Origin of the sequence: Candidatus Laterigemmans baculatus (genome assembly GCF_010367455.1) — a bacterium.
In the GTDB taxonomy this organism is placed as follows: Bacteria; Planctomycetota; Planctomycetia; order Pirellulales; family Pirellulaceae; genus Laterigemmans; species Laterigemmans baculatus.
On record NZ_WRPR01000060.1, the window covers coordinates 17,852 to 43,558 of the forward strand.

The window sequence follows — 25,707 nt, forward strand, 5'->3', positions numbered from 1 at the left end:
AGATCCTTAAACGGCAACGGGTTCACCATCCACAACCGGTGCCTGCGTTGCCGGGCGGTGGTAGAGGTAAGGGTAGGCGCGGCGGTGGTTGACAATCGCCGACTCCGTCTGCCCGTACAGAAGTTGTCGAGAGTAAAACTCGGGCAGCGCGGGGCTACCGTACTCGAGCATCGGGTAGGGATAGGCACCGGCGTCCGGCATGATCGAGCCAATCGCCGGGCGGCTGACCTCCGAAAGGGCTGCCATCTGCTCCGCGGTGAGCTCGAAGTCCACGGATCCCAAATCCACCTCGGCCTGCTCCAGGGTGCGGGCCGAGAAGATGGGGATCGTGACGACCTTTTGTTGCAGCAACCAGCGGAGCGCCACCTGCGCCGTCGGCCGGCCGATCTCGTCGGCGATCTCAATAACCTTGTCCATGATGGCCAGATTGCGGCGAGTGGCCTGGTGCCAGTAGTGGCGTTTTTCTGGGTCGATCTCGTCCACCAACCGATGCGGCTGAGCGCTGTCCAGCGGGCCCTGGTTGTACTTGCCAGTACAAATTCCACCGCCCAACGGCGACCAAGCGACCAGCGCCAGATCCAGCTCATGTGTCATGGGCAGAAACTCAGGTTCACAAGATCGCTCGGTGATCGCGTACTCCAACTGAGTCGCGACGAACGGCGTCCATCCCCGTTGCTCCGCCAGTGTGTTGGCACGAGCGATCCACCATGCCGGAAAATTCGAAGCGCCGACATAGTGAACTTTGCCCTGCCGCACGAGGTCATCCAAGGCTCGCATGACTTCCTCGACGGGCGTGCTGTAGTCGTAGATATGAATCCACAGCATGTCGAGGTAATCCGTCTTGAGCCGCTTCAAACTTCCTTCGACCGAGCGGAACAGGTTCTTGCGATGATTACCGCAGCCGTTCGGATCCGTGCCATCGGTCAAACCGTCTTGCAGCGAATATTTGGATGCGATCACGTAGCGGTCGCGGTCGCGTTGGATCAGCCCACCAAGAATCTGCTCCGACTGACCTTCTTGGTAACGGTTGGATGTATCAAAAAAGTTTCCGCCTGCTTCGACGAAGGCGTCAAAGATGCGCCCACTCTCCTGCTCGTCTGATCCAATCGATCCCCAGTTGGTTCCGAAAGTTGCACAGCCAAGACAGAGTTCCGAGACGCGCAATCCGCTCCGACCAAGCAAACGATACTTCATAGACATGGCACTCAAATCCGGATGAATGGGTGGTAGTGGGGAACGCGTGCCTAGGCCAGCGAGCCATCGGGGTACTGGACCATGCCGGCGAAGTGGATCGCGATCTTGCCATCACGCAGCACCCAGTTGTCGGCGAAACGCATGTGAGCCTCACCGTCGGCCGTTTGCATCGTGATCGCTTCGATGACCATCAGGGTCTGCGGCTCTTCCGTCTCGCCCCAGAAGGCGATCTCAGACTGCAGGCCCTCGATTCCGAGGATGCCCTGGAAATGCGCGCGAAGTTCTTCACGGCCGCGAAAGTATTTGGGCTCTTTCTCAAAGCTGCTGATCAGCACCGCATCCTCGGTGTACTGGTCCAACAGCGCCTCAATGTCCTTTTCCAAAACGAGGCGAATGTGCTCCTCATACAACCGCCCCAAAGCGGTGTCGGGAACGTTCATCGTGGGAGCGGCAACCGAAGCGGTGAGGCTGGACATGGAATGGGAACTCCAAGGAAGGGGTATTGAATGAGTGCGGTGCAGCACCCGCGGCTAGCGCCGTCGGCTCAGGATTGTCAGACAGCGATAGGATGCGGCCGCTGGCGCCCCCGGCGGTTAGAGCTTGGCCGAGTCGGCGTCGAAGACGAGCTCGTCGACGATGTAGCGGGAGATGACGGCGCGTCCGCTGCCGGCGGCGCGAGTCACATGCCACGTCTGATAGGCGTCGCACTTGATCCGTTCACTGTTCGCCGCCGGCGGGTTCCAGACGCTTGCTTCCCAGCGGACAACGACCTTCACCGTGGTTCCATTGTCGGTCGGCTCGGCGTCGACCTGCTTGAGCGTGTGCACTTCGTCGAAGAAGAGATTCGTGACGCGCTCGTACCACTGCTGAAATTCTCCGGTACCGCGAAGCGTCGCTTCGGGAAACTGCATCTCCACGTCGTCGCCCGAGAGCAACGCCAGCACCTCGTCGAGCGGGGCGTGGATATCCAGCTTTCGGTACCAATCGGCGGCAAGCGCTTCGGCTTCGGTAGCGGTGGGAGCAGTCAGTTCGGTTGCGACGGCGGTCATTAAATCAATCTCCAATGGTCTAAACGGGGAGGCCCGCACAACCATAGCTCCCAAAATCCGCTTGGTATTTTGTGCCGCGCATTCCGACTATGAAGTTTGGGAAGGACCGGCGGTGTGAGGGGACTTTCCGAATACACATCAATCGATTCTGGAGAAGCTCGGTGAAGAACGTTCTGTTCGTGGTCTCGGAGTGGGGTTATTGGGGTGAAGAGCTGATTGGACCGCTCGAGGCCTGCAAGGGCGCCGGCTACAACGTCGAGTTCCTCACGCCCACCGGGCAAAAGCCAGCGGCGTTAGTTGTCAGCATGGATCCCGAGTACATCGATCCCCCGCTGGGACGCTCGGTGACGACGAAGGAAATGGCGGAGAAAGTCCGCGCGTTCACGCAGAGCAATGAGCTCGATCGTCCGCGAAGCTTGAAGGAGTGGTTCCCGCAGCGGGCATACCCCAGCTCGCCGACGTATCTGCGAGACATGGAGGCCTACCACAAGCGCGTCGACGCGATCGTCGCCAAAGAATTGCCTCAGTACGACGCCATGGTGATCGTCGGCGGCAGCGGGGCGTTGATTGATCTGGCCAACAACAGCCGGCTCCACGATCTCATTCTCGGTTTCCATAAACTGGACAAGCCGATTGCCGCGGAGTGCTATGGAGTCACCTGCTTGGCATTCGCCCGCGATATCCGCGAGAAGCGCAGCTTGATTTGGGGCCGGCACGTGACCGGGCACCCGCTCGATTACGACTACCTCGACGGGACCGGATTCGAAGGACCCCACGCACTCGACGGCAGCAAGACCGGGTTTGGTGATGGGTTTATCAACTTCGGCGCGCCCTTCTATCCGCTCGAATACATCCTGCGAGACGCAGTGGGTCCCGAGGGCCAGTTCATCGGAAACGTTGGCCATGAGACCAGCGTGATCGTCGACTATCCGTTCATCACCAGTCGGAGCACCGCTTCGTCGCTGGAGTGTGGGCGTCTGCTCGTGGAATGTCTTGAAAACGGGCTGCGGCGTCACGGCTGGTAGGGCGAGCGCTCCGGCAAACCATGCGACAGACAATCAATGCTTTTGAGGAAACCGGGGAATGAACACATCTTCGACATTGGCTGCCGCGACAGCCCCAGTGGCCGCGATAGCCCCAGTGGCGACTGCAGAGCGGAGCCTAAGAAAAACGGGCCAGACCGCTGTGCTCGACCAATTACGGGCCGACGGCATCCAGTACATCTTCGGTAACCCGGGAACGGTCGAGCAGGGCCTGCTCGATTCGCTGTGGGATTACCCCGATTTGAAGTACGTTCTAACGCTGCAAGAAACGATCGCTGTCATGATCGCCGATGGGTACGCTCGGGCGACTCAAACGCCGACGGTCGTGCAGATTCACAGCACTCCCGGGCTGGGAAATTCGATCGGCGCGCTGTACCAGGCGATGCGGGGACACGCTCCGCTGGTGGTGATCGGCGGCGATGCGGGCGCCAAGTATCAGGCGATGGACGCGCAGATGGCCGGAGACCTGGTCGGGATGGCCCGCCCGGTCACCAAGTGGTCGACGATGGTCACCGACCCGGCCTCGACGCTGCGAGTGCTCCGCCGCGCAATCAAGATTGCCGCAACGCCACCGATGGGGCCGGTCTACGTCTGTTTGCCGCAGGACGTCCTCGATAGCCTCTCATCCGAGCCGGTGCGGCCGACCGTGATTCCGAGCACCCGCGTCATGCCCGACCCGGCGCTCCTCGCGGAAGCTGCCGAAATGCTCGCCGCGGCAGAAAAGCCGATGATCTTCATGGGCGACGGCGTAGCCTATTCAAAAGCCGAGGCGGAGCTGGCCCGCGTCGCCGAGTTGCTCGGCGCCGAAGTCTGGGCGGTCGACTCGGGCGAGCTGAATATGAGCTTCGCCCATCCGCTCCACCAGGGTTCCACCGGGCATATGTTCGGCGAGAGCAGCCGATCGATCACGACCCGCGGTGACGTGAATTTAATTGTCGGGACTTACATGTTGCCCGAGGTATTCCCGAGCCTCGATAATATTTTCGCGCCCGGTGCCAAATCGATCCACATCGATTTGAACGCCTACGAGATCGCGAAGAACCACCCGGTCGACCTGGGGCTGGTCAGCGACCCCAAACTCACCCTGGGCAAACTGGCCGAAGTGCTCGACGGGAAACTGTCCGAGAACTTTCGTCGGGCCGCGGCGGCACGCACAGCCGCGATGGCGGAAGCCAAGCAGCTCGCCCGCGAAGCCGAGCTGCAGAAGGACATCGCCCTCCGCGATCGCACCCCGCTGCATTTTGCAACCTTCATGGAAGAGCTCGCGCGGCAGGTCCCTGCGGATGTCGTGCTGTTCGACGAAGCGCTCACCAATTCGCCGGCTCTGACCCGCTACTGCACGCCGACCGACCCCGGATCGTTTTTCCAAACCCGCGGCGGATCGCTGGGCGTGGGGATTCCAGGAGCCATCGGGGTGAAACTGGCAATGCCGAAGCGCACCGTGATCGGCGTCACCGGTGACGGCGGGGCGATGTACACGATTCAAGCCCTCTGGTCAGCCGCGCGGCATAACGTCGACGCAAAGTTCATCGTTTGCAACAACCGCTCCTATCGATTGCTGCAGTTGAACATCCAGCAGTACTGGCGTGAGAACGCTATTCCGCCACACGATTTCCCCCTGAGCTTCGACCTCTCCAAACCGGACATCCGATTCGCGGAGATGGCGCAGACGATGGGCGTGCCCGGGATCCGGATCGAGCGGCAAGAACAAATCGCGCCGGCGATCCGCCAAGCCCTGGAACATCAAGGGCCGTTCCTGCTGGAAGTGATCATCGAGGGGGACATCCATCCGGAAATGATCGGCGTCCGCTGCGGCCAATAGCCGAGTCGAAGAGTTGCCTTTCGCTCCGCGAAAGATGCATCGAGGCGCTACTTTCGCGGAGCGAAAGGCGACTATGGCATCGAGGCGCTACTTTCGCGGAGCGAAAGGCGACTATGGCGACGTTCGCTTTCACCCTAACACACAGACAATCATGAAACTTCCCGGCAAGAAAATCGGCATTCTGATCGAAGGCGATTTCTATGAGAATGAGATCTTCTATTACAACTTCCGCTTTCCGGAGGAAGGTGCCGAAGTCCATTTTCTGAGCCGCCTGTGGGGACAATCGTCGCTCACCTTTCAAGGGCACGAACTGAAGGCTCCTTGGCCGTGTCAGGAGAGTTTCGAGTCGATCGACGATGAGGAATTGGCGACGTACAGCGCCATCATCGTTCCCTCGGGAATGGTGGCGGATCGGCTGCGATACACCGAGGATCTTGGCAAGCTGCCGCCAGCTGCGGAATTCCTCAGACGGGCCTTTGCCCAACCCCAGATTCTCAAAGGCATTATCTGCCACGGCCTGTGGCTCGCCGCGCCGGTGCGGGATGTGGTGCGGGGCCGGCGCCTCGTCTGCCATAATAATCTGCACGGCGATGCACTGGCCTATGGCGCCGAGTTTGTCGACGAGGACGTGGTCGTCGATGGCGATCTGGTGACCGCGCGAAGCGGAAATCACTGCCATCTGTTCGCACGCAAGATCATCGAAATCCTCAGTGAGCGAGCCGATGCAACGGACTCGCTGAGCGTTGCGGAACAACTCCTCTCAGCCGCCGCGCGGTAGCGTCCGGTTCTCACGGCGTTTTCGGGAACCGAGTCTACCCCCCGGCGGCTGATGAATAATCCGGGCTCGGGTCAGTCGAAACCGGGAACAACACCCTCCCCCCGGGAGGGTCGCGAGGAACGAGCGGGGAGGGCGATGGGGGACCTAGAGCCTCGACACGGCCGTATTCAGCAGCCCTCCCCGGGCCTATGAGCCCTACCCTCCCGGGGGGAGGGTCATGGTGGGAGGGCGTTTTCTGACCGAGTCTACCCCCCGGCGGCTGATATCCTTTAAGCGGCCGGCGCCACTGGGTCAGGCGAATAAATCGCCGACCGCGCGCCCCAAACCGTCCTTGGTGACGTAAAAGGGGCGGCCCTCGATGTCGAAGCCGGTCTGGGGACTGATCCCCATCGCGGTCATGATCGTGGCATGCAAGTTTTCGATCGAGACGGGGTTTTCGATCGCCATCAACGGCCGCTCCTCGGCGGTCGCTCCGTAGACGAAGCCCTTTTTCATTCCGCCGCCGAACATCACCACGCTGGTTCCTCCAGTAAAGTGGCGATGCAGACCGTAGTGCTTCATTTCGGTGACGACGTCGACCTTCTCCGTCGCTTGATCGTTGGCATTGGAACCGGGTTGGCCTTCCATTAAAGCGTCGCGGCTGAACTCCGATGCGATCACGACGAGCGTTCGGTCGAGCATCCCCCGGCGTTCGAGGTCGCGAATGAGCTGGGCGATCGGGCGATCGATTTCCTTATGCATCCGATCGACCGTGGTGTGGCCCGAGGCGTGCGTATCCCAGTGCAGGAAGGGAACGTACTCGGTGGTCACTTCCACGAACCGGGCTCCCGCTTCCACCATCCGCCGGGCGAGCAGGCAGCCGCGGCCAAATCGCCCTGTATCGTAGGCTTCGTAACTCTCCTTCGGTTCCGTCGTGATATCGAAGGCCTCCCGTTCCTTGGAGCTGAGCAGCCGGTAGGCGTTGTCCATCGACCGCAGCATCGATTCCTGCTGGTAGTCGCTCATCTGGTCGCGGTGCGGACTTTGGTCGACCAGCTTGCGAAACAGGCGATTGCGGTTGGCGAACCGCTGCCCGTCCATGCCGGCCGGCGGGCGAACGCTGGCGGCCGCTTGTTCCGGGTAGGGCAAATTCATCGGGGCGAACTCGCTGCCAAAAAAGCCCGCGGTGGTGAAGGCTTTGAGCTCTTCACTTTCACCAACGCCCTCGAGCCGCTGGCCGATGTTGATAAACGGCGGCATCACGGGGTTCCGCGGACCGAGCACCCGAGCCATCCAGGCCCCGATGTGCGGACAGGCGACCGTTTGCGGCGGCACATAGCCGGTGTGCCAGTGGTATTGATGCCGCGAGTGGAGGATGCTGCCCAGGTCGGGTTGGACCGCCGAGCGGATCAACGTCGCCCGGTCCATCACCCCCGCGATGTTCTCCAGCCCCGCACAGATCTGCAAACCGTCCACCGCGGTGGGAATCGCTGGGAAAGTGCTGAGCATGTCGGCCACGCGCAGTCCCGGCTCGAAGGGCAGGTAGCGCTTCGGATCGAACGTCTCCGGTGCTGCCATCCCGCCAGCGAGCCAGAGCACGATGCAGGCATCGGCCGTCGCCTCGGGGCGGTCGACCGGATGCGTCTCGGCAGCCGTCAGGGCTCGCGGCTCCGAAGCCGCCAGCGCGGCAGCGCCCGCGGCGGCGAGCCGTTTGAGGAACTCGCGTCGCACGACTGCTTCCGGGACCGCCTGGACTTCAGCGGACTTCAGATCGAGCTCAAAATCATTCATGGTTCAATCACGTTTTCGAAGTAGCTTGGCACCTACCGGACCAGCAGGAATTCCGGCAGCATGCACACCGCCCACAGGACATCCTGCACCGCGGCTGCCGTCGGTCGCTCACCCAGACGCTCCCTTAGCACCGCGCGTTCGTCGTCGGTCGGTTCCCGCGAAAGAGCAAACGCATACAGGTGACGCAGAACCGCGTCGGGATCACCCTCCGCCTTCTCGAGCAAGTGTTCCCCGCCAGCGGCGAAGGCGTCGGCCAGCGTCTGCTCGTTCGCCAAATCGATCGCTTCCAAGGTCGTCAGTCCCGGCGGTCGCATCGAGACGACTTGATCGCGGGTGGGTCGGCCGAGCGAACGCATCAAGGCGTTGTTCTTCAGGAGGGAAGCGCGGACCATCGGCGTCTCTCCAGCGGCGGCCAGCACCAATTGCGACTGGACTTGCGAGCCAATCGTCTCGGTCCAACTGGCGACCGGCTCGACGACGTGGGCCGGCTTCCACGGACCGGGCGGATTTCCCAAGCGACCTTCCCGCGGTTGGGGCAACGTCGGACTCCACTGCCACGTGGCGTCGGTTCCCCACTGGCCGACCGTTCCCGACTCGGTCTTCCAAGCCGCGGCCAACATCAGACCCGCCGGATTCGGCGCGTCGCCCGCGTTCTTCACAACGAACACGAACTGGTTGTCCCCCTGCTTCAGTCGTCCTCGCAGCGGCAACGTATGCAGCGTTGTCCAATTATCGCCCCGCTCGACCTCGCGACCATTGACGTACAACACGAATTCATTGTCGCAAGTGAAAACGGCAGCTCCGCGAGCGATCGGCTCCTCCAGCTTCAGCGTCTTGCGGAGCACCAGTTGCTGACCAGCCGGCGGCACCCCATCGCTCGCTCCTCCCCAAATCCACTGCACCGGTACGGGCGGCAAAGCGTCGACCTCCGCAGCGTCGCCCGACGGGGGAAGGCTCCGAACCACGGCCGCGTCGGGTGCCGAGGGAGCTTCGCCGGTCAATTGCCAGACGGCGTCGAGAAATTGCTCGGCGGTCAGACGCCTGGGGAGTGGACCGCGGTACGTGTAGGTCCCCCCGCCCGACTCTGCCGCCGTCACTTCGCTCGCCGATTGGTAGGCATGGCTGGTGGCGATCAAGCGAAGGACTCGCTTGAGGTCGTAGTCCTCCTCGGCCAGATACCAGGCCAAGTAATCGAGCAGGTCCGCATTCCAAGGCTCGCTCTGCATGGCGTCGAGCGGATGGACGATGCCGCGGCCCATCAGCTTGTACCACAGTCGATTGACGATCGTCCGGGTGAAACGTCCATTTTCGGGGTGCGTCATCAAGCCGGCCAATTGCTGCAGGCGCTCGGGTTGCGGAGCCTGGGGGTCGATCTGACCGAGTTTGGGAAAGAGCCACCCCGCCTCGGCCGTTTTCCCTACCGGCTTATCGCAGCGATGGATCTCCAGCGGTTCGGTGGCGTAGATCGCTGCCAGCCCATACGCCTCCTCGAGCGTCCACCGATCGATAAAGCTGTCGTGGCAGGAGGCACACTTCATGTTGATTCCCAGGAACGACTGGGACACGTTCTGGGCGAACTGGATCTCCACGGTTTGCCCCGCGCTGACCTCGCCTCGCCATTTGATCCCTTCGATGTAGCCGCCGCTCTCAGCCGTCGGCGGAGCGATCAACTCGCGAGCGAACTGGTCGAAGGGCATGTTGTCGAGCAGCGCCGCGTACAACCATCCCGTGATCTGACGCCGACCTCCGGTGATGAAACCGGTGCCGCTGTAGTCATTGCGGAGCAGGTCATTGAAAAACGTCAGCCAATGATCGGCGTAGGCGAGGTCCTTCTCGAGCAGCGTCTCAACCGCCCGCTCGCGTTTATCACTCGCCGGATCGGCCACGAATGCGGCCAGCGCCTCGGGCTCCGGGAGCAGCCCCACCAAATCGAGATGGACCCGGCGGTAGAACAACGCATCATCGATCGGTGCCGGCGTCGGCAGGTCACGCTCGGCTAAGTAGTTGTCAAGGATGCGGTCGATCGGGTTAGTGCGGCCCGCGACCACCGGCGGCAGCTCGGGCAGTCGCGGATGCAGCGGCGGTTCATAAGCGGTTGCTCCAAAGCTAAAACCTTCCTCCCACGGCAGACCGCCGACGATCCAGCGACGGAGCACCGCGACTTCCAACCCGCTCAGCCGCTCATGGTCCGCCGGCGGCATCTGCAGATCGGGATCGCTCGAAGTGATGAGCTCCAGCAAATAGGAGTCGCCGGGACTTTCCAGATCGACGGAACCGGAGTCGACGATCAGCGAGCGGGAGTTGATCGAAAAACCTCCCTTAGCTTCCTTATCGCCGTGGCACTCGACGCAGTGTTCTCGCAATACCGGGACGACCTCGTGGCTGAAGTCGATCGTCGGTTCCGCAGCAAGCGAACGGGAAGGCGCCGCGAGGGCCGCCAGCGCGAGCAGACAGCCCCCCAAGCGTCCACCAAGGCCATGGTCGCCGATGCCGCGGTTGAGATGAATCATGATCCACAAATGATGGCGGGTCGAATCGAACCACCGCCCTCCCCGGCGGCGTCGCTCCCTACAGAATAACCGCAACCGGCCCACCGCGAATCACTCCGAGGCTCGGCCCCTGCTAGAGGGGCGGGTCGGGCGACGGGGTGGGAATCGGGTAGGATTGGCCGCACAGGATTTTATCTTCTCCAGGAGTCAAAGCTCGTGCAGAACATTCGGGCGGCCGCGGTGCAGTTTCAGCACGTCAATGGCGACAAACGAGCCAACTTGGCGACGATGCAAGCGTTCATCGAGCAGGCCTCGCGGCAGGGCGTCCAGATGCTCGTCTTTCCCGAATGCTGCGTCACCGGATACTGGTTTCTGCGGAACGCTTCGCCGGAACAGTTGGCCGAGTTGTCCGAACCGGTCCCCGACGGCCCGACGACCCAGTGGCTTTGTGAACAAGCCGATCGGCGAGGGATGTTGATCGGAGCGGGACTGATCGAGCGCGACAGCGAAGGACGACTGTACAACAGCTACATCGTGGCACTTCCCGGCGGCGCGTGGCACTGCCATCGCAAACTCCACTGCTTCGTCTCCGCACACATGCACTCGGGCGACCGCTATACGGTATTCGACACTCCCTGGGATTGCCGCGTGGGAGTGCTGATTTGCTACGACAACAACTTGGTGGAAAACGCGCGGGCCACGGCGCTGCTCGGGGCGGAAGTTCTGCTCGCTCCCCATCAAACCGGCGGTTGTCGATCGGGCAGTCCCGAGGCGATGGGGCCGATCGATGTCGAGCTGTGGGAGAATCGCGACCGCAATCCCCAACCACTCGCCGATGAATTCCGCGGGGACAAGGGGCGTGGTTGGTTGCTGCGGTGGCTGCCAGCCCGAGCCCACGACAATGGGATGTTTCTAATTTTCAGCAACGGCGTCGGACGGGACGACGACGAAGTCCGGACGGGCAATGCGATGATCCTCGATCCCTACGGTCGAATTCTCCGCGAGAGCCAACAGATTGGTGATGATATGGTCGTCGCGGATCTTATCGGCAGCCTCCGCGAGCGTTCCACCGGCGCCCGCTGGATGCGGGCCCGCCGCCCCGATCTGTATAAGATCTTGGCCCAAAAACAGGGAAGCGAAGTCTCCGCCCGCGAAGCAAGGTTTAGTTAGTCGCCTTTCGCTCCGCCATCGTCGCCTTTCGCTCCGCCATAGTCGCCTTTCGCTCCGCGAAAGTAGCGTTTCTGCGCAACTTTCGCGGAGCGAAAGGCGACTATAGGCCGGCGCAACTTTCGCGGAGCGAAAGGCGACTATGCGAGGCGACTCTGGTCTCGCTCAGCTCCAGTCCGCGTCGAGGACGATTCGGTACCTTGCCTTGCCGGCCCGCAGGTGGTCCAAGGCTTCGTTCGCACGGCTCATGGGAAATCGCTCGATCTGGGGCGCGAGCGAATGGCGAGCGGCGAAGTCGAGCATCTCGGCGATCGTCGTCGGTGGCCCGGTCGGCGATCCGGAAACGCTGCGAAGCCCCGCAATCAAATCGAACGCGTAAACCGGGATCGGCTCGAGCACCGCACCGACCAAATGCATTCGGCCGCGGGCGTTGAGGGTGGAGATCAGGGCGTTCCAGTCGAGTGGGACATTGACGGTCACCAGTAACAGATCGAGCTTGCCGGCCAAGTGCTCGATCGCGTCGGAGTCACGGCTGGAGACGACGTGGTCCGCCCCCAACTGTTTCGCTTCGTCAAACTTCGATTTGCTCGAAGTGAACGCCGTCACTTCACACCCCCAGGCGCCAAGGAACTGCAGCGCCATGTGTCCCAGCCCGCCAATCCCCACGACGCCCGCCCGCTGCGTGGGGCGAACTGCGAAATCGACCAACGGCGAAAAGACGGTAACACCGCCGCACAGGAGCGGGCCCGCGGCCGCCGGTTCGAGCCGCTCCGGGATCGGGATCGCCCACGCCCAATGCGCTCGCACTCGCTCGGCAAACCCACCGTGGTGCCCCACGATCGTCGCTTGGGCGACCGGGCAAAGATGCTGATCTCCCGATAAACAGGCACGGCAATGCATGCAGCTGCCCGCGTTCCAGCCCACGCCGACCCGCTGTCCCTCCCGCAGCCCCTTGGCGTTCGCTCCCATCGCGACAACGCGGCCAATCACTTCGTGCCCCGGCACCACCGGATAATGGGTGCTCTTCCATTCATTTTCCAGCACCGACAGATCGGAGTGGCAGATCCCACAGTGCTCCACCTCCACCTCGACCTCTTCGCTGCCGAGCGGCCCCAGGTCGTACTCCGCGAGCTCCAAGGGTTGTCCAGCGGCCGGTGAGGACCAAGCGCGAATCCGACTCATCACTGCCTCCAAGTTATGTATCTAAACGCTCGCTGAAGGGCCATTGCCCCATGCCATCCACTTTGAGCCGACGGCGCTAGCCGCGGGTGAGCCGACGGCGCTAGCCGCGGGTGAGCCGCGGGTGAGCCGCGGGTGAGCCGCGGGTGAGCCGCGGGTGAGCCGACGGCGCTAGCCGCGGGTGAGCCGACGGCGCTAGCCGCGGGTTCCGTCTCTCTCTCCTGACCGGCCTGAGCTCTTCTCCGAACGCAGCTCCGGGGCAACGTTCGTCCACGACACGAACCGGATGAGGCCCGAGGCTAGCGCCTGCGGCTCAAGGAAGTGCGAAAGCGAGTAGCATTGGGCGATTGCTGGAGGTATCGATGCACGACTCGTGCCGTCGCTACCGACTCGGGTTGCGTGAACTGGCTCGAGTTCTCTGCTAAAACAGAGTTCCATCCGAAAGCGAAATGCTCACCCCGCCCCACCCGTCTTTCCTTCCCGCCTTCCTCCTTCCTTGACTCCCAGGGCGCCCATGGTCCGTCATGCACTACTGCTGATTGCGTGCCTTGCAGGATTCACCTCGCCGGCCAGCGCCGCGGAACCGCAAGGCTCGCAATTTACGACCGACGATTATGAGTACTTCGAGCGGAAGATTCGGCCTCTGCTCAGCGCGCGGTGTTATGAGTGCCATTCAGCCGAAGCCGACACGCTCCATGCGGGCCTGCGGCTCGATTCGGCGAGCGATCTCGAGCGTGGGGGCGATTCCGGAGCGGTATTCGTTCCCGGCCAGCCGCAGGCGAGCCTGTTGATTGAAACGCTCTCCTACGAGGGCGATATTCAGATGCCGCCGGAGGGAAAGTTACCGCAGGAAGAGATCGACCTCCTGGTCGACTGGGTCCAGCGAGGCGCTCCGTTTCCTCCTTCGGCGGAAGCCGCGGAGCGTCCCGACGGGCAGATCGATTTTGAGGCGGGGCGAGAGTTTTGGTCGTTTCAGCCGGTCGCCGAGCAACCGTTACCGGAAGTGACCGATCCCGGCTGGGCTCGCCGCCGGATCGATGCGTTCGTGCTCTCCGCGATGGAACGAGAAGGATTGCAGCCCGCTCCGGAAGCCGATCGGGCCACCCTGATCCGGCGGCTCTCGTTCGATCTCGTTGGACTGCCTCCCACTCCCGACGAAGTCCAGGCGTTCGTCCGCGACGACGATCCGGAGGCGTATGAGAAACTCGTCGAACGTCTCCTGCAGTCGCCGCACTATGGAGAGAAATGGGGCCGGATGTGGCTCGATCTTGCTCGCTACACCGACATGACGGCCAGCTGGCTCGAGCAGAAGGGGGAGCCGCACCTGTACCGCGACTGGGTCGTGCAGGCGTTCAACGATAACCTCCCCTACGACGAGTTCATCCACCGGCAATTGGCCACCGACATGCTGCCGGAAACGGGGCCCGAGGACATCCCGGCCCTGGGCTTTTTGGGACTCAGCCCCAGCTACTGGAAAGAGCTCAAGCTGCCCAGTGAGATCATCAAAGTCATCGTGGCCGACGAGTGGGAAGAGCGTGTCGACGCCGTCTCTCAAACTTTTCTCGGTCTAACCGTCGCCTGCGCCCGCTGTCACGATCACAAGTTCGATCCCATTAGCACCGAGGATTACTACGCCTTGGCCGGCATCGTGGCGAGCTGTCGGTTGGAAGGTCGTCCGCTGGTCGAGGAAGAGCTCTACGAGCCGGTGCGGCTCGCGAAAACGCAAGTCGCCGATCTCCAAGCGGAAATCGCGAAACTGAAGAAGATGAAGCCGAAAGAGAACGAGCCCGATCCGAACATCAAAGCGGAGGAGCTCGCGGCCAAAATCCAAGAGATCGAATCTTCGACTCCCTACTACAACGCGCCGCTCGCATCCGCCGTGTCGGATCAGTCGCTATTTGTCCTGCGTGCCGGCGAGCGGCCTGAAGAAGGCACCAAGCTCGAATATCGCCCGGGAGCTCGCGATCTGCCCGTCTTCATTCGCGGCAATCCCAACCGCACAGGCGACGTGGTTCCGCGACGATTTATCACGGTGCTTTCCGACTCCTCGCAACCGTTCGAGCAGGGAAGCGGAAGACTCGAGTTGGCCCGAGCGATCACCAGCGGCAACGCAGCTTCGCTCGCAGCACGCGTCCTGGTCAATCGAATCTGGCTCGCGCATTTTGGGCAGGGGCTGGTGAGCACGCCCAGCAATTTCGGCCAGCAGGGGAGCCGTCCCTCGCACCCGCAACTGCTCGACGATCTCGCTGCGCGATTCATTGCCAACGGGTGGTCGATCAAAGACCTGCACCGCGAGATCCTCCTCTCGGCCACCTGGCGTCAGTCAAGCGAACTCGATCCGCGGAAGGCCGAGCTTGACCCGGAGAATCGCTGGCTCTCGCGGATGAATCGCCGGCGGCTGGACTTCGAGCCGTGGCGCGACGCGATGCTCGCGGCAACCGGCCGCTTGGACCTCACCATTGGCGGCCCCTCCTTGCCGCTGGAGTCGGCAGAGAACCTGCGGCGGACAATCTATGCGACGATCCATCGCCGCGAGATGTCAACGACGCTCCAGATTCACGATTTCCCCGATCCCAACGCGCACAGCCCTCAGCGGACCATGACGACGACGGCGCTGCAGGGGTTGTTCGCGCTGAATGGTCCTCTCCTGGCCGCACAGTCCGAAGCCCTCGTCGATCGTCTGAACGCGGAGTTTGCAGCCGGGGCGAACGCGTCGGCGGACGGAGTTGAAACGGACCGCGCGAAAATCGAGCGTGCCCACTGGCTGCTGTTCTCGCGGGCGGCCACTGACCAGGAGCTCCAGCTCGGACTTCGATTTCTGAACCAGGCGACCGCTGAATCCCGAGCGGTCGCCTGGCAGCAGTACGCGCACGTGCTGCTAGCCTCCAATGCATTCCTGTTTATCGATTAGCCAGCCAACGCCCTATTGGATTCCCCAAATAGTCGCCTTTCGCTCCGCGAAAGTAGCGCAGAACCGCTTCTTTCGCGGAGCGAAAGGCGACTATGTTTCAGGCTTAACCGGACGCTAGCGTGTGGCGGCTGATCGTATAAAACCATACCCGATTCGAACGCTCAAAAGCGGAAGCAGACATGAACCACCTAGGACTGAATCGGCGGCAACTGCTTCAACAATTCGGCGGTGGGTTGGGTTTAGTCGGCGCGGCCAGTGCGCTGGCGCCACAAGCTCTTGCGGCACCTGGTGCGACGGAGATTCGCGGTCCGCATTTCACCCCACGGGCCAAACGCGTCATCCACCTGTTCATGAATGGAGGCCCGTTTCAGGCGGATTTGTTCGATCCCAAGCCGCTGCTGGAAAAGTACGCGGGGCAAAAACCACCGGGAGCGGACCTGACCACCGAGCGGCCGACCGGCGGACTGCTCCCTTCTCCGTTCAAATTTCGCCCCTGTGGCGAGAGCGGAGTGCCGGTGAGCGAGCTGCTGCCCAAGCTCAGCGGGCATATCGACGACATTTGCGTACTGCGGTCGTTGCATGCGGACAATCCGAACCACGGTCCCGCTTTGCTGCAAATGAACAACGGCACGATCCTGCCGACGCGGCCCACGATGGGTGCTTGGTTCTTATATGGGCTGGGTACCGAGAACGAGAATCTGCCCGGTTATATCGTGCTCTGTCCGGGGCGGCCGGTGCGATTCTCCATCTTGTGGAATAGCGCCTTTCTGCCTTCGGAGTACCAAGGAACTTATATCAACCATTCGAAGATCGATCCCCAAACGATGGTTCCCAACCTCAGGAATGATCGATGGGACCGGGCGGCGCAGCGGCGACAATTGGATCTGCTGGAACAGTTGAACGCGGTGCACCGGGAGACGCGACCGGGCGATTCGGCCCTCGACGCTCGCACCGAAGCGATGGAGACGGCGTTCCGGATGCAGTTCCAGGCGAGCGACGCGTTCGATCTCGCGCGAGAGACGAAACACACCCGCGAAGCGTATGGAGAAGGCCATTTTGCCAACGGCTGCTTGCTCGCCCGGCGACTGGTCGAACGGGGCGTCCGCTTTGTGCAGGTCTACTACGGCAACGGCCAACCGTGGGATACTCACTCGAACCACAACGAGCAAACGAAGAAGCTCTGCGGCGATATCGATCAACCGATCGCCGCATTACTGGGCGACCTCAAGCAGCGCGGTTTGCTCGAAGACACGCTGGTCGTCTGGGGCGGCGAATTCGGCCGCACGCCGACGTCCGAGGGGGGCGATGGTCGCGATCACAACCACCACGGCTTTTCGATGTGGATGGCGGGCGGCGGCGTCAAAGGCGGGATGACTTACGGCGAGACCGACGACTTTGGTTTCAAAGCGATGGTCGACAAGATGCATGTCCATGATCTGCACGCCACGATTTTGCATCTCCTGGGACTCGACCACGAACAACTCACCTTTCGACACGCCGGCCGCGATTTCCGCCTGACCGACGTCTACGGCCGCGTGGTCCAAGACATCCTCAGCTAGTCGCTGTCGACCGATGGCAGCTGCGAGAAAAATTTTTCGCCGCGTGTCGATTCCGCCGCTTCGCGAACGATTACTGGGTGAAGTTTGCGGTTCGACACAACTTAACCCGAAAGGTTGGCGATGAAATTTATCTGTTTGGGGTATGCCGACGACTCGGCATGGGAAGGGAAATCCGCAGCCGAACTCGAGGCGATGATGGAGGAATGCTTTGCCTATGACGACGAACTCCGCCGCGGCGGGCACTGGATCGGCGGAGAGGCGCTGCAGTCCGCGCGGAATGCGGTCACGCTGACCGTGCGGAATGGCGAAACGGTCGTCACCGACGGCCCCTACGCCGAAACCAAGGAGCAGATCGGCGGGATCCTGTTGCTCGAAGCCCGGGATCTGAACCACGCGGTCGCGCTGATGTCCAAACACCCCGGCATCAAGGTCGGACCGTTCGAGATTCGGCCCGCCGATGAAGAGATCAACGCCCTGATCGCTGCCCGCGAGTTGGCCGCGCAACAGGGCTGAGCCGCCTCATCGGCCCGCCGCTGTCCCGCGTTTGCACTCTTCCAAGCCTTTATTTTCTTCACGAATCACCGCTTCATGTTTGCAAAACCTCAAGCTGAACACCGCTGGCTCGCCAAACTCGTTGGCGATTGGAACGTTGAGTCGGACTATCGGATGGGGGCCGATCAGCCGTCGAAAAAAAGCGAATCGCGGATCTCGGTTCGCTCGCTCGAAGGGATGTGGGTCGTGATGGAGAGCGGCGGCGACTCACCGGAGATGGGGAAGTGGTCATCGCTTCTGACGCTCGGTTACGACCCACGGCGGAAGCAATACGTCGGCACTTTCTTCGGCTCCATGATGAACCATCTCTGGATCTACGCCGGCTCGCTCGACGACTCCGGACGCGTGCTGACGCTCGATACCGAAGGCCCCCGATTTGAAGGCGAAGGCTTGGTCGCCTATCAGGATATTTTCGAATCGGTCGATGACGATCACTGGATCCTCTCCTCGCGGGTCCGCGGCGATGACGGTCAATGGCAGCATTTCATGACCGCCCATCACCGACGAGTGAAGTAGGAGGAGCTCCCGTCCTACCGGCGGCGTTCCGCCGCGGTTGCAGCCCCCGCGTCCAAGCCCCTTCCGATCGCCCCGGCGACTGGCGACTGGCGAGCGACGAGCGGCGAGCGGGCGCGGAATCTGCAGAGCCAAGGGGGAAACTGCTGGCCTGCCCCGCAATCGGGAGGAATCGATGCGCCCAACGACGACGACCCCCAGTGACTACTCGAGCTCCGATCGACCGCACGAGACACAATGGCAAAGTGCCCGCTCCGACGATCGCTCCCCCGACAGGTCACAGCAGGAGCGGCGCGTTGAGCAGGACCGGGAGGACTCCCCTTCCGAGCCGAAGGAAGTGCACTCGCTGCACGACGTGCTCGATCGGGTCGAGTCGGCAGCGGAGAATCGAGAAAAAGTGTCGCTCGGCCAGGTTCTTGATGCGCTTGGCGAGCGTTCCTTTGCCCCGCTAATCCTCGTCCCGGGGCTGATCATGTTGGCTCCAGGGCCAGCCGATATTCCCGGCGTTCCAATCGTTTTGGGGCTGTTCGTGGCCTTGGTCGCGGTCCAGCCCCTGTTGAGGCGCGAGCACATCTGGATTCCTCAGTGGATGGAGCGTCGGGAGCTCAGCAGCCGCCGCATTAAGCAGATGGTCTCCTGGCTTCGCCGCCCAGCCGGTTGGCTCGACCGCCTGACCAAGCGGCGGTACACGGGGCTGGTGAACCACGCTGGAGCGCTGACGATCGCCGTGGCCTGTATCCTGATTGCCGCTTCGACGCCGCTGCTCGAATTCGTCCCCTTCAGCGCCAACCTAGCCGGCGGAGCGATCACAGCATTCGCCCTCGCCTTGCTGGCCAAGGACGGGCTCGTCGCCGGGATCGCGATCCTTTTTTCGCTCGGCACTCTCGGTCTCGTGCTCTACCAGTTCATCGGCGGCTAGTGGGCCGAGAACAACCACGCATGGCACGAATCAGACGAACCGATCAGCGGAGGGGGAGGGAACCGCGGATAACACAGAGAACGCAGATGGACAGGAAAGAGCGAGAACTCGGAATCGTCGTTACCGGGCCTCTCCTCGCCGCAACTCTCTAACCCTTCTTCGTGTCCTTCGTGTCCTTCGTAGTCTCCCCGTCTCTCGGTGCTCCCGATTCATAGATCAACTCGGCGTCCGGGGGGACCCGGGGCCGCCTTGGGAGAACTGGCGGGGCCGGACTTCCAAGAAGACCAGTCGCCTTCGGCTTGCCGTTAAACGATCCGGGGCTGTTCATGCCGCTCTGCTGGCCCGCGCACGAGAACCCCCGCGGGACGGGGCGACTGGAGCCCTATCCGAAACGACGCTGACGGCGCTCGCACCCGCAACCACCGGATCGACAGTCCCACCGGGGAATCGCCACTTCTCCCACGTTTTCCCAGCTCAAACGAGCATAAGCGGCCATTTCAGGTGTGTCGACGATTCGCGCCGATTCTCAGCGTTTTCCAGTCTCTCCTCGCCCCCGCCGAACGCCAAAACGGTAGAAAATTAACCAAGTACAATGGGTGCGCAGCCAACGACACTTGGGGCAAAGGCTGAGTCCACTGATCAGCTATATCAGGCCGTGCATTTGCGCCAGCGACCATCCTTGACCTGCGGGACGTCGCACCCTACTTTCGGACGGGGCTCGGGAGATGCTGTATGTACCACTGCTTCCTTTATGTCGGTAATAGATCTTGACGGAACTTCCTGAAGAGACGCTTACTCAACTGCGCCCAATGGAGGCAAGGCTGCGGGCCGCTGTATCAAGGGGAGCCGCTGAGGAGGCAATTGAAATCGCCGGAGAGATTCAGCAGCTGTTCAGTGACCGCCGACATCATCGTCTACTTAAGGCAAAGTTGTGGGCGTTTGAGGCAGCGCTCGACGCCAACCGGCTCGCGTATGCCGAGACCGGCTTCATTGGCGTGCGAAAACTCGCGAACCGAGGCACTCGAATCCACCTTGAGGCCACGTCATTGCTTGCTGTCTGTCTTTTACGCCAGAAGAAAAACACCGAGGCCAAGCGCGCCATTCGTGAAGTCATCCAAAACCTCGATGACATCGCCTCTGACCGAAGCCGGCACAAGTTTCAGAAGCGGTTCATCGAACGGATAGAGCAGGAGTGCATACTGGCTGAGCTGATAGGCACCGATACATCACCTCTGGACGCTGCAGAAATGCATCGTCATGCGGTGCGCCTCGTTCAGTACAACTCCGACAACGAAATCCTGCGACTTATTGGCAACGCGGTTCCGTCGTCGAGCATTAAGCTGCTTCAGGATGTGCGACATTATTCAATCAAGCTCCTGCCGCTGCCCGATCGAAAGCTACTTCCCTCGCCAGGGGACACTGAAAAGCCACTGAGCGTTGGCAAAAGGACGGCCGCAGTGCTGAAAAGGATAGCGTGGAAGTCGCTTTGTGACCCCGACAGCGAGGTTTACAAGCTGTGGTCCAAGAAGGTTCCAGCCGTCTTTAATGGCGGTTATTTCGCAGGTGCGCTTGCAACGACAATGGCGGCATGGCGGATCGGCATACCAATAATAGGCACAGGTGTGGCCGCAATCGCGATGAAAAGCTCAGCCGAGGTTTTCTGTGAGTTCGCGAAACCAGAAGGAATGATGATCGATCGCTCGGAGCGCGACGAAGAATAGCTGCGGAAATGCAGTACAGTGGCGGCAGCAGCTGCGCATGGTGGGTTACTGGTGGCAATCCGAAAAATGTTCGATAACTTTGATCCGTCGCTTCTCGACGATCCTGATTTCAAGGAGGATGCGGTTCGCGAAGAAATCGTGGTGCCGATCCTCAGACGCCTCGGATATTCTGCTTCAGGGCCGAACCGAATCGTCCGCAGCAAAGCGTTGCTGCATCCGTTTGTGATGATCGGGTCAAAAAGACATCCAGTTCACATCGTTCCGGACTACCTGTTGCACAGCGATGGTCGCCCCGGACTTGTGTTAGATGCAAAGAGACCAGACACGGACCTGGTAAAGTCCAAGCATGCCGAACAGGCGTATTCCTACGCGATCCACCCAGAAGTTCGCGTTCGGTTTTACGCGTTGTGTAGCGGACGCCAGTTAGTTGCGTATGACATCTACGGGATTGCTCCGATATTTGTCATTGATTTCCAACACATTGGTCGCGAGTGGGCGCTCGTCGAAAGCGTTCTTTCCCCCAAGAACGTGTCGTTTGCGGCGGAGATGCACTTCGTACCTGATTTTGGCACTGCAGTCGTGAAGATGGGGTCGTCATCCGGGCAACCATGGTTCTTTCCGTTTGTTAAATTTCAGCAATTCGGCTGCGTTCGTAACGATCTCTACACCATGTCCGTTGGCATTCAAATTGATGACGTCGAGCACCTCGCTTCGTTCGATGCCGACAAGCCTATGTTCGACAAGATACTTCAGTTCACCGACAGCGAGAATCGAGATCACATTCGTGAACTCATTGCGCCGGGGCAGATGATAACCGCTCTTCGGCCGATCTATGCGTCGTTGGATGCCGTTGTTGGCAGACCGACGCGTGGTCAACACGATGCATTTGTTCCTTTCTTGATTAAAGGTGCGCAGCGGCTTGACGAATCCGCCTTTCAAGCGGCCGAGGCTCTCTCCGAAATAGAGAAGTCGCCGTGCCAACGAACGCAGAGCGGTCAAGGTCGCAACTAGCAACGCGATTTCTCCCTTGGATGCGAGTAATTGATTAGTTCATGGAATTGACGGTATCCCACTGCGGAGCGGCAGCGTGTCCCGCTGCCGGTCATGTGGAAACCAGCTACTTCGCGATTCGCTCTTTTCGCTCGCGCGGCCTGACGGGCAACGCTACAGGAGTCGCTCATCCAACGGCTTGCGGCAGTAATCTTGCATCAAACTTTCAGTGCTGAGGTTATGAAGATCAAGCCACGACTGAATAACGGTCGAATCCAGGTCTCCCATGTCAGACCTCCAGAATTCCTGAAAAAATCGCCGGACATTGCGCAACAGTTGCTTTAGCTCGCCGCTCCTAATGATCATGACGGATTCATTGAACGCGACACCTTGTCCGAGCTTGGTTGTGGGAAAAATCATGCGGCTGTGAAGCTGCGCATCCCCGTAGTGCTTTCGAAACCAGGCGATCGAGTTATTGATTTGGCCACTTTCCGCCTTGGCCATCTCGTCACGTTCCAAACTGACACGATTTTTACACTCAATGAGAAGGTATGCATTAGCACGAAGACACCACAAATTATCTGGACCCTCGCCCCACTCCTTATCCGGTCGTTCACAAGAGAATCCGAGGGCTGCGCCTAACGCATTCAACGCGGCCTCGAAGCGATCTGAATCACTGCCGAAACGCAGGTCAGTAAGGATTCCCTCGACGCGGATCATCAACTCTGCATAGTCGCTCGCATCGGACACCCAAGATGCGATGGCTTCGACTCGCTTCGACGAATTGGCTTCAAGCCTTTTCACCGTCGCTCCATCTTCCGGCTTGAAGAGAAAACGGTTGAGCGTGTGGGCAGACAGTTGCAACTTCTTGGAATCAGCTTTGCTCTGCCGGTAGGTCAACCTGGCAATCTCTTGCAGGTACCACCCGCGCTCCTGATCTGCAAAGTCAGTGCTATCGAGTAGGTCTTGCAGGATTTTTGCGGCTTCCGGCCATCGTGAAGCATCAGCCTTATGTTCCGACGCTAGTTCTCTCGCGTAAATTTCAAGCAGTCGCTCATCTGGCTTCGCAGGTTGGACATCTTCCATTCGCTCAACGTAGAATTCTTTCCAGCCGACGTCGCGTTCGAGCACCTTTCTAATTAACCCGTGCAGGGCAACGAGCGGTTCAACTCCCGCCGCGATTTCATCGTTTGCCAATTCCGCAATCTCCAGCCCAATATCAATTTGCCCCTGCGTTTGCGCGGAGTAGAATTTTCGAACGGCGGCACTTCTGATCGCTTGAACTAGGTCTGCGCCAGCAAGAACTATAGCGCAATAGTCTTTCTCGCCTCTAACGCTTCGCCCGAGGCCTTGCTCAACGATTCTAGCAATCCGCTGTGTGTTTACATCGCTGTCTGGGCGACAAGATTCTATGTAGCGGTCATGCAGCGACATCCCCAATGGCTTGGAGTCGATTACAAGAATCCGGCAAGCATCGTCAGGAAGATCGACGCCGTCGTATCTATTGACGATACACAAGGCTTTTCGGCAGTCACCGTCGCGAAGCCTCTCCACGTCCTCAGCAATGCTGTCAGTGTCAGCGACGGTTGCGTCACTTTCCTTCCAAAGTTCGGCACGTTTAAAACTTGGTACCAAGCCGACGATGCCATACTTTCGAGTGCTGGTTGCTGGCTTCGCAAACTCCGCTACCACCTTCTCGCGAGACAAATTGGAGTCGAGCAGTGAAGGAAGTAGCAGCATTTTCTCCCCGCACCACGGCTCATTCGGGTAATTAAGCGGGTTCTCAATTGTCTTTCGGGCGAGCCGCAACCCCTTTACAAGGAACGAGTCGTCCGTGACTGTTGCCGACATGAAAATTCTATTGTCCGCATTGAAAAAACTGCCGAAGAGCTGCAGCGGTGGAGAGTGCGGGATGATGTCGAGTGACTTCCCGGATACGATGCAAAAGCAGCGATCGAGCATGTCGCGAATAAGCGGCCAAGTAAATTTTATGGAGTTCAGGCTGTTATGTCGCGACAGAATCTCTGTGACGGCGTCAATTTGGTCTAGCCAGCTCCAATAGGGAACGGCAAGTACCGCTTCAAAATCGCCATTGCGGATGTCGCTGAATGTTCCGGCACCCTGGTGCTTGAGATCATCCTCAAACAGCTGGACGATCTCTTGATAAGGGTGTTCATTGCTCGCAAGGCCAATGCTACACGCCTGCTTGATCGTGTCAATACAGGCGTGGCTGTCATCGAGAAGGATGGTCCCCACCTTTTCCGATCTCGGACCCAAACCGAATTTAGTGAGCCCATTGAAGAGCTTTTGTACTGTCGTAACGAGAACCGTATTTCCGTTATGAAAATCGTCAGGTATCTCATGGTCAGCACGCGTGACAGTCACACCGAACTGGCGAGCTTGGATACAGGTTTGCTCAACGAGAAAGTGGTTTGGACATAGATAGAGTGCGGGGCCGCGGCCTTCGTTCAACCTCGATTGAAGCATAAGCAGCCCGATGAGTGTCTTGCCCTGGCCGGTGTGAAGCTTCACAATGATGTCGCGATCGTCTCGCCGTTCATCGTGCCACTGGCTCAAGACGTGTGTCTGTACAGGCCGAAGCGGCCCCTTGTCACTTGCACGGTCGAGCGTTTCGTAAAGCTCCACGGGATTCGTGGGTTTGCTTACCTGCTGTCGTTTCAGCTTCTTCTTGAAGTCAACCATTCGCGTCTCCGGTTGTTATAGCAAAATTGAAATACTGCTCTGGCTGACCTAGCCGCCACTTAGCGCTCCTGCACACAGCAAAAGCAGAAAGATGAGGATGACGGCACTAACGCACCCCGCGCAGCTACTGCTGGGCGTTGATGATGCTTCGGCGGTGGCCGACGCAACTGCCGTCGCATTGCCTCCATGCACGACATTTACGATTTGCGGCATAGCCGCCGTCCTTCGGCCCTCCTCTGCTGCCCTGAGCACGGGGTCAAGCAGCTCGCCGCAGTGTTTGCACTTTCTGGCTCTCGACGCGATTACCTCCGCGCAGAACGGGCACTCCGCCGTGTCCGACAACCCGCCGGCCGGAACTGAGGAGCCAACTATTTCGCCCTGGACAAATGGCGGACGGGAACTCGATGTCTCAGGTTGTTTTGCTTCTGGCTCACCGATCCACTCCATCAGCTGCCTCTGCTCCCGCTCCTCTTCTTGCCGAGCCCTCTCCTTTTCCTTTCGAGCCCTCGCTTCTTCCTTTTGAACCCTCTCCTTTTCCTTTCGGGCTCTCTCCTTCTCTTTCCGAGCGTGCTCCTTTTCGGCCTGCTCCTGCTTTACCTTCTTTTCCCACGCTTCTCGCTGCTTCTTGCCCGGCACGCGGAGTTCCGCGGCGCACTCGGGGCAATGCTCTATGTCGCCAGCCTCGCTGAGTGGCGACGTGAGCCTGGTGGCGCACTTCGGGCAGTCGTACTTGACCTCGTACTTGCCGAAAACGTTCTTTTTGATCTGTGGTTGCATTCCTGCTCGCCCTCACATCACGGCACCCAATAGGGGGAGATGATAGTGCAGGGGCCGACGCCGTGCGACCTGCCATCAGCATGCGCCTTTCGCCGGGCTAGACCCATAAAAAGGGGACGCACCTCCATTCGACAGGTTGCAGTTGCTTGTCGTTGCCCGTTCAGGGCGAGCGGGTTTGGGGGGAGGCGTGGGTGACCCTGGGCGACGACTTGGCGATTTGCTCGGTGGTGGTCTGTTTCAGCTGCTTTGACGCCCATGGAGTCCAGGTCCGGTAGTGGGCCGGGAACAACCACGCATGGCACGATTCAGACGAATCGATCAGCGGAGGGGGAGGGAACCGCGGATAACACAGAGAACGCAGATGGACAGGAAAGAGCGAGAACTGAGAATCGTCGTTACCGGGCCTCTCCTCGCCGCAACACTCCCACCCTTCTTCGTGCTCTTCGTGTCCTTCGTGGTTTTTCCGTCTCTCGCTAACTGGACAGCGCCACTTTCTCACGCTGAATTGCCATAAAGTCAGCAGTGCCCAGCAGTTGGCTATCAAGTCGTTTAACGGCAAGCCGAAGGCGAC

The 25,707-nt window shown here is 60.4% G+C and carries 19 protein-coding genes; 11 read left to right on the forward strand and 8 right to left on the reverse strand.

The window, feature by feature from the left end:
• Nucleotides 1–6 precede the first annotated feature (6 nt).
• The 3 genes from GNK13_RS12335 to GNK13_RS12345 all read right to left on the reverse strand — a co-directional run bounded on the left by GNK13_RS12335 (nt 7) and on the right by GNK13_RS12345 (nt 2,243).
• Complete coding sequence (locus GNK13_RS12335; protein WP_164102833.1) at nt 7–1,194, reverse strand: aldo/keto reductase; 1,188 nt, start codon at nt 1,192–1,194, stop codon at nt 7–9.
• A gap of 50 nt (nt 1,195–1,244) precedes the next feature.
• A complete protein-coding gene (locus GNK13_RS12340) occupies nt 1,245–1,670 on the reverse strand; it encodes a nuclear transport factor 2 family protein (RefSeq protein ID WP_203329040.1) in 426 nt (141 codons plus the stop codon).
• A gap of 117 nt (nt 1,671–1,787) precedes the next feature.
• Nucleotides 1,788–2,243, reverse strand: coding sequence for a nuclear transport factor 2 family protein (locus GNK13_RS12345; RefSeq protein ID WP_164102834.1), 456 nt, complete (start codon nt 2,241–2,243; stop codon nt 1,788–1,790).
• Nucleotides 2,244–2,404: 161 nt separating this feature from the next.
• On the opposite strand from GNK13_RS12345, the gene GNK13_RS12350 reads away from it, so the two are divergent.
• The 3 genes from GNK13_RS12350 (at nt 2,405) to GNK13_RS12360 (ending at nt 5,886) form a co-directional block, all read left to right on the forward strand.
• Complete coding sequence (locus tag GNK13_RS12350) at nt 2,405–3,268, forward strand: type 1 glutamine amidotransferase domain-containing protein (protein ID WP_164102835.1); 864 nt, start codon at nt 2,405–2,407, stop codon at nt 3,266–3,268.
• 58 nt (nt 3,269–3,326) lie between these two features.
• Complete coding sequence (locus GNK13_RS12355) at nt 3,327–5,108, forward strand: thiamine pyrophosphate-binding protein (RefSeq protein WP_164102836.1); 1,782 nt, start codon at nt 3,327–3,329, stop codon at nt 5,106–5,108.
• 151 nt (nt 5,109–5,259) lie between these two features.
• The gene (locus tag GNK13_RS12360; RefSeq protein WP_164102837.1) at nt 5,260–5,886 is read left to right on the forward strand and encodes a DJ-1/PfpI family protein; all 627 of its coding nucleotides are present in this window, start codon (nt 5,260–5,262) and stop codon (nt 5,884–5,886) included.
• 291 nt (nt 5,887–6,177) lie between these two features.
• On the opposite strand, the gene GNK13_RS12365 is transcribed toward GNK13_RS12360, so the two are convergent.
• Together GNK13_RS12365 and GNK13_RS12370 are read right to left on the reverse strand one after the other, a co-directional pair.
• Nucleotides 6,178–7,656 (reverse strand): DUF1501 domain-containing protein, encoded by a 1,479-nt coding sequence (locus GNK13_RS12365; protein ID WP_164102838.1) that lies wholly within the window; start codon nt 7,654–7,656, stop codon nt 6,178–6,180.
• 32 nt (nt 7,657–7,688) lie between these two features.
• On the reverse strand, nt 7,689–10,166 hold the full coding sequence (locus GNK13_RS12370) for a DUF1549 domain-containing protein (protein ID WP_164102839.1): 2,478 nt from the start codon (nt 10,164–10,166) through the stop codon (nt 7,689–7,691).
• A 195-nt stretch (nt 10,167–10,361) separates the two neighbouring features.
• On the opposite strand from GNK13_RS12370, the gene GNK13_RS12375 reads away from it, so the two are divergent.
• Nucleotides 10,362–11,315 carry a nitrilase family protein gene (locus GNK13_RS12375; protein WP_164102840.1) on the forward strand — a complete coding sequence of 318 codons (954 nt, stop codon included), beginning with the start codon at nt 10,362–10,364 and terminating at the stop codon, nt 11,313–11,315.
• A gap of 162 nt (nt 11,316–11,477) precedes the next feature.
• On the opposite strand, the gene ahr is transcribed toward GNK13_RS12375, so the two are convergent.
• Nucleotides 11,478–12,494, reverse strand: a complete 1,017-nt coding sequence (ahr, locus tag GNK13_RS12380; protein WP_164102841.1) for an NADPH-dependent aldehyde reductase Ahr — start codon at nt 12,492–12,494, stop codon at nt 11,478–11,480.
• Nucleotides 12,495–13,005: 511 nt separating this feature from the next.
• Here ahr and GNK13_RS12385 point away from each other — a divergent pair.
• From GNK13_RS12385 to GNK13_RS12415, 7 genes are all read left to right on the forward strand, one after another.
• Nucleotides 13,006–15,402, forward strand: coding sequence for a PSD1 and planctomycete cytochrome C domain-containing protein (locus GNK13_RS12385; RefSeq protein ID WP_164102842.1), 2,397 nt, complete (start codon nt 13,006–13,008; stop codon nt 15,400–15,402).
• Nucleotides 15,403–15,581: 179 nt separating this feature from the next.
• Entirely contained in the window at nt 15,582–16,961 is a 1,380-nt protein-coding gene (locus GNK13_RS12390; protein ID WP_164102843.1) for a DUF1501 domain-containing protein, read from the forward strand.
• A 120-nt stretch (nt 16,962–17,081) separates the two neighbouring features.
• Nucleotides 17,082–17,474, forward strand: coding sequence for a YciI family protein (locus tag GNK13_RS12395; RefSeq protein WP_164102844.1), 393 nt, complete (start codon nt 17,082–17,084; stop codon nt 17,472–17,474).
• A 75-nt stretch (nt 17,475–17,549) separates the two neighbouring features.
• Nucleotides 17,550–18,029 carry a DUF1579 domain-containing protein gene (locus GNK13_RS12400; RefSeq protein WP_164102845.1) on the forward strand — a complete coding sequence of 160 codons (480 nt, stop codon included), beginning with the start codon at nt 17,550–17,552 and terminating at the stop codon, nt 18,027–18,029.
• A 334-nt stretch (nt 18,030–18,363) separates the two neighbouring features.
• Nucleotides 18,364–18,945, forward strand: a complete 582-nt coding sequence (locus tag GNK13_RS12405; protein WP_235935098.1) for an exopolysaccharide biosynthesis protein — start codon at nt 18,364–18,366, stop codon at nt 18,943–18,945.
• A gap of 767 nt (nt 18,946–19,712) precedes the next feature.
• Nucleotides 19,713–20,666, forward strand: a complete 954-nt coding sequence (locus GNK13_RS12410) for a hypothetical protein (RefSeq protein WP_164102847.1) — start codon at nt 19,713–19,715, stop codon at nt 20,664–20,666.
• A gap of 18 nt (nt 20,667–20,684) precedes the next feature.
• On the forward strand, nt 20,685–21,677 hold the full coding sequence (locus tag GNK13_RS12415; RefSeq protein ID WP_164102848.1) for a type I restriction enzyme HsdR N-terminal domain-containing protein: 993 nt from the start codon (nt 20,685–20,687) through the stop codon (nt 21,675–21,677).
• 153 nt (nt 21,678–21,830) lie between these two features.
• On the opposite strand, the gene GNK13_RS12420 is transcribed toward GNK13_RS12415, so the two are convergent.
• Nucleotides 21,831–24,359, reverse strand: coding sequence for a DEAD/DEAH box helicase (locus GNK13_RS12420; protein ID WP_164102849.1), 2,529 nt, complete (start codon nt 24,357–24,359; stop codon nt 21,831–21,833).
• Nucleotides 24,360–24,407: 48 nt separating this feature from the next.
• The gene (locus GNK13_RS12425) at nt 24,408–25,136 is read right to left on the reverse strand and encodes a hypothetical protein (RefSeq protein WP_164102850.1); all 729 of its coding nucleotides are present in this window, start codon (nt 25,134–25,136) and stop codon (nt 24,408–24,410) included.
• Between the last annotated feature and the right edge of the window lie 571 nt (nt 25,137–25,707).

Excerpts from the sequence above, each read along its gene's own strand:
- GNK13_RS12335 (WP_164102833.1), bottom strand. The coding sequence starts at position 1,194 with ATGAAGTATCGTTTGCTTGGTCGGAGCGGATTGCGCGTCTCGGAACTC.
- GNK13_RS12340 (WP_203329040.1), bottom strand. The coding sequence starts at position 1,670 with ATGTCCAGCCTCACCGCTTCGGTTGCCGCTCCCACGATGAACGTTCCC.
- GNK13_RS12345 (WP_164102834.1), bottom strand. The coding sequence starts at position 2,243 with ATGACCGCCGTCGCAACCGAACTGACTGCTCCCACCGCTACCGAAGCC.
- GNK13_RS12355 (WP_164102836.1), top strand. The coding sequence starts at position 3,327 with ATGAACACATCTTCGACATTGGCTGCCGCGACAGCCCCAGTGGCCGCG.
- GNK13_RS12360 (WP_164102837.1), top strand. The coding sequence starts at position 5,260 with ATGAAACTTCCCGGCAAGAAAATCGGCATTCTGATCGAAGGCGATTTC.
- GNK13_RS12365 (WP_164102838.1), bottom strand. The coding sequence starts at position 7,656 with ATGAATGATTTTGAGCTCGATCTGAAGTCCGCTGAAGTCCAGGCGGTC.
- GNK13_RS12370 (WP_164102839.1), bottom strand. The coding sequence starts at position 10,166 with ATGATTCATCTCAACCGCGGCATCGGCGACCATGGCCTTGGTGGACGC.
- ahr (WP_164102841.1), bottom strand. The coding sequence starts at position 12,494 with ATGAGTCGGATTCGCGCTTGGTCCTCACCGGCCGCTGGACAACCCTTG.
- GNK13_RS12385 (WP_164102842.1), top strand. The coding sequence starts at position 13,006 with ATGGTCCGTCATGCACTACTGCTGATTGCGTGCCTTGCAGGATTCACC.
- GNK13_RS12390 (WP_164102843.1), top strand. The coding sequence starts at position 15,582 with ATGAACCACCTAGGACTGAATCGGCGGCAACTGCTTCAACAATTCGGC.
- GNK13_RS12395 (WP_164102844.1), top strand. The coding sequence starts at position 17,082 with ATGAAATTTATCTGTTTGGGGTATGCCGACGACTCGGCATGGGAAGGG.
- GNK13_RS12400 (WP_164102845.1), top strand. The coding sequence starts at position 17,550 with ATGTTTGCAAAACCTCAAGCTGAACACCGCTGGCTCGCCAAACTCGTT.
- GNK13_RS12420 (WP_164102849.1), bottom strand. The coding sequence starts at position 24,359 with ATGGTTGACTTCAAGAAGAAGCTGAAACGACAGCAGGTAAGCAAACCC.
- GNK13_RS12425 (WP_164102850.1), bottom strand. The coding sequence starts at position 25,136 with ATGCAACCACAGATCAAAAAGAACGTTTTCGGCAAGTACGAGGTCAAG.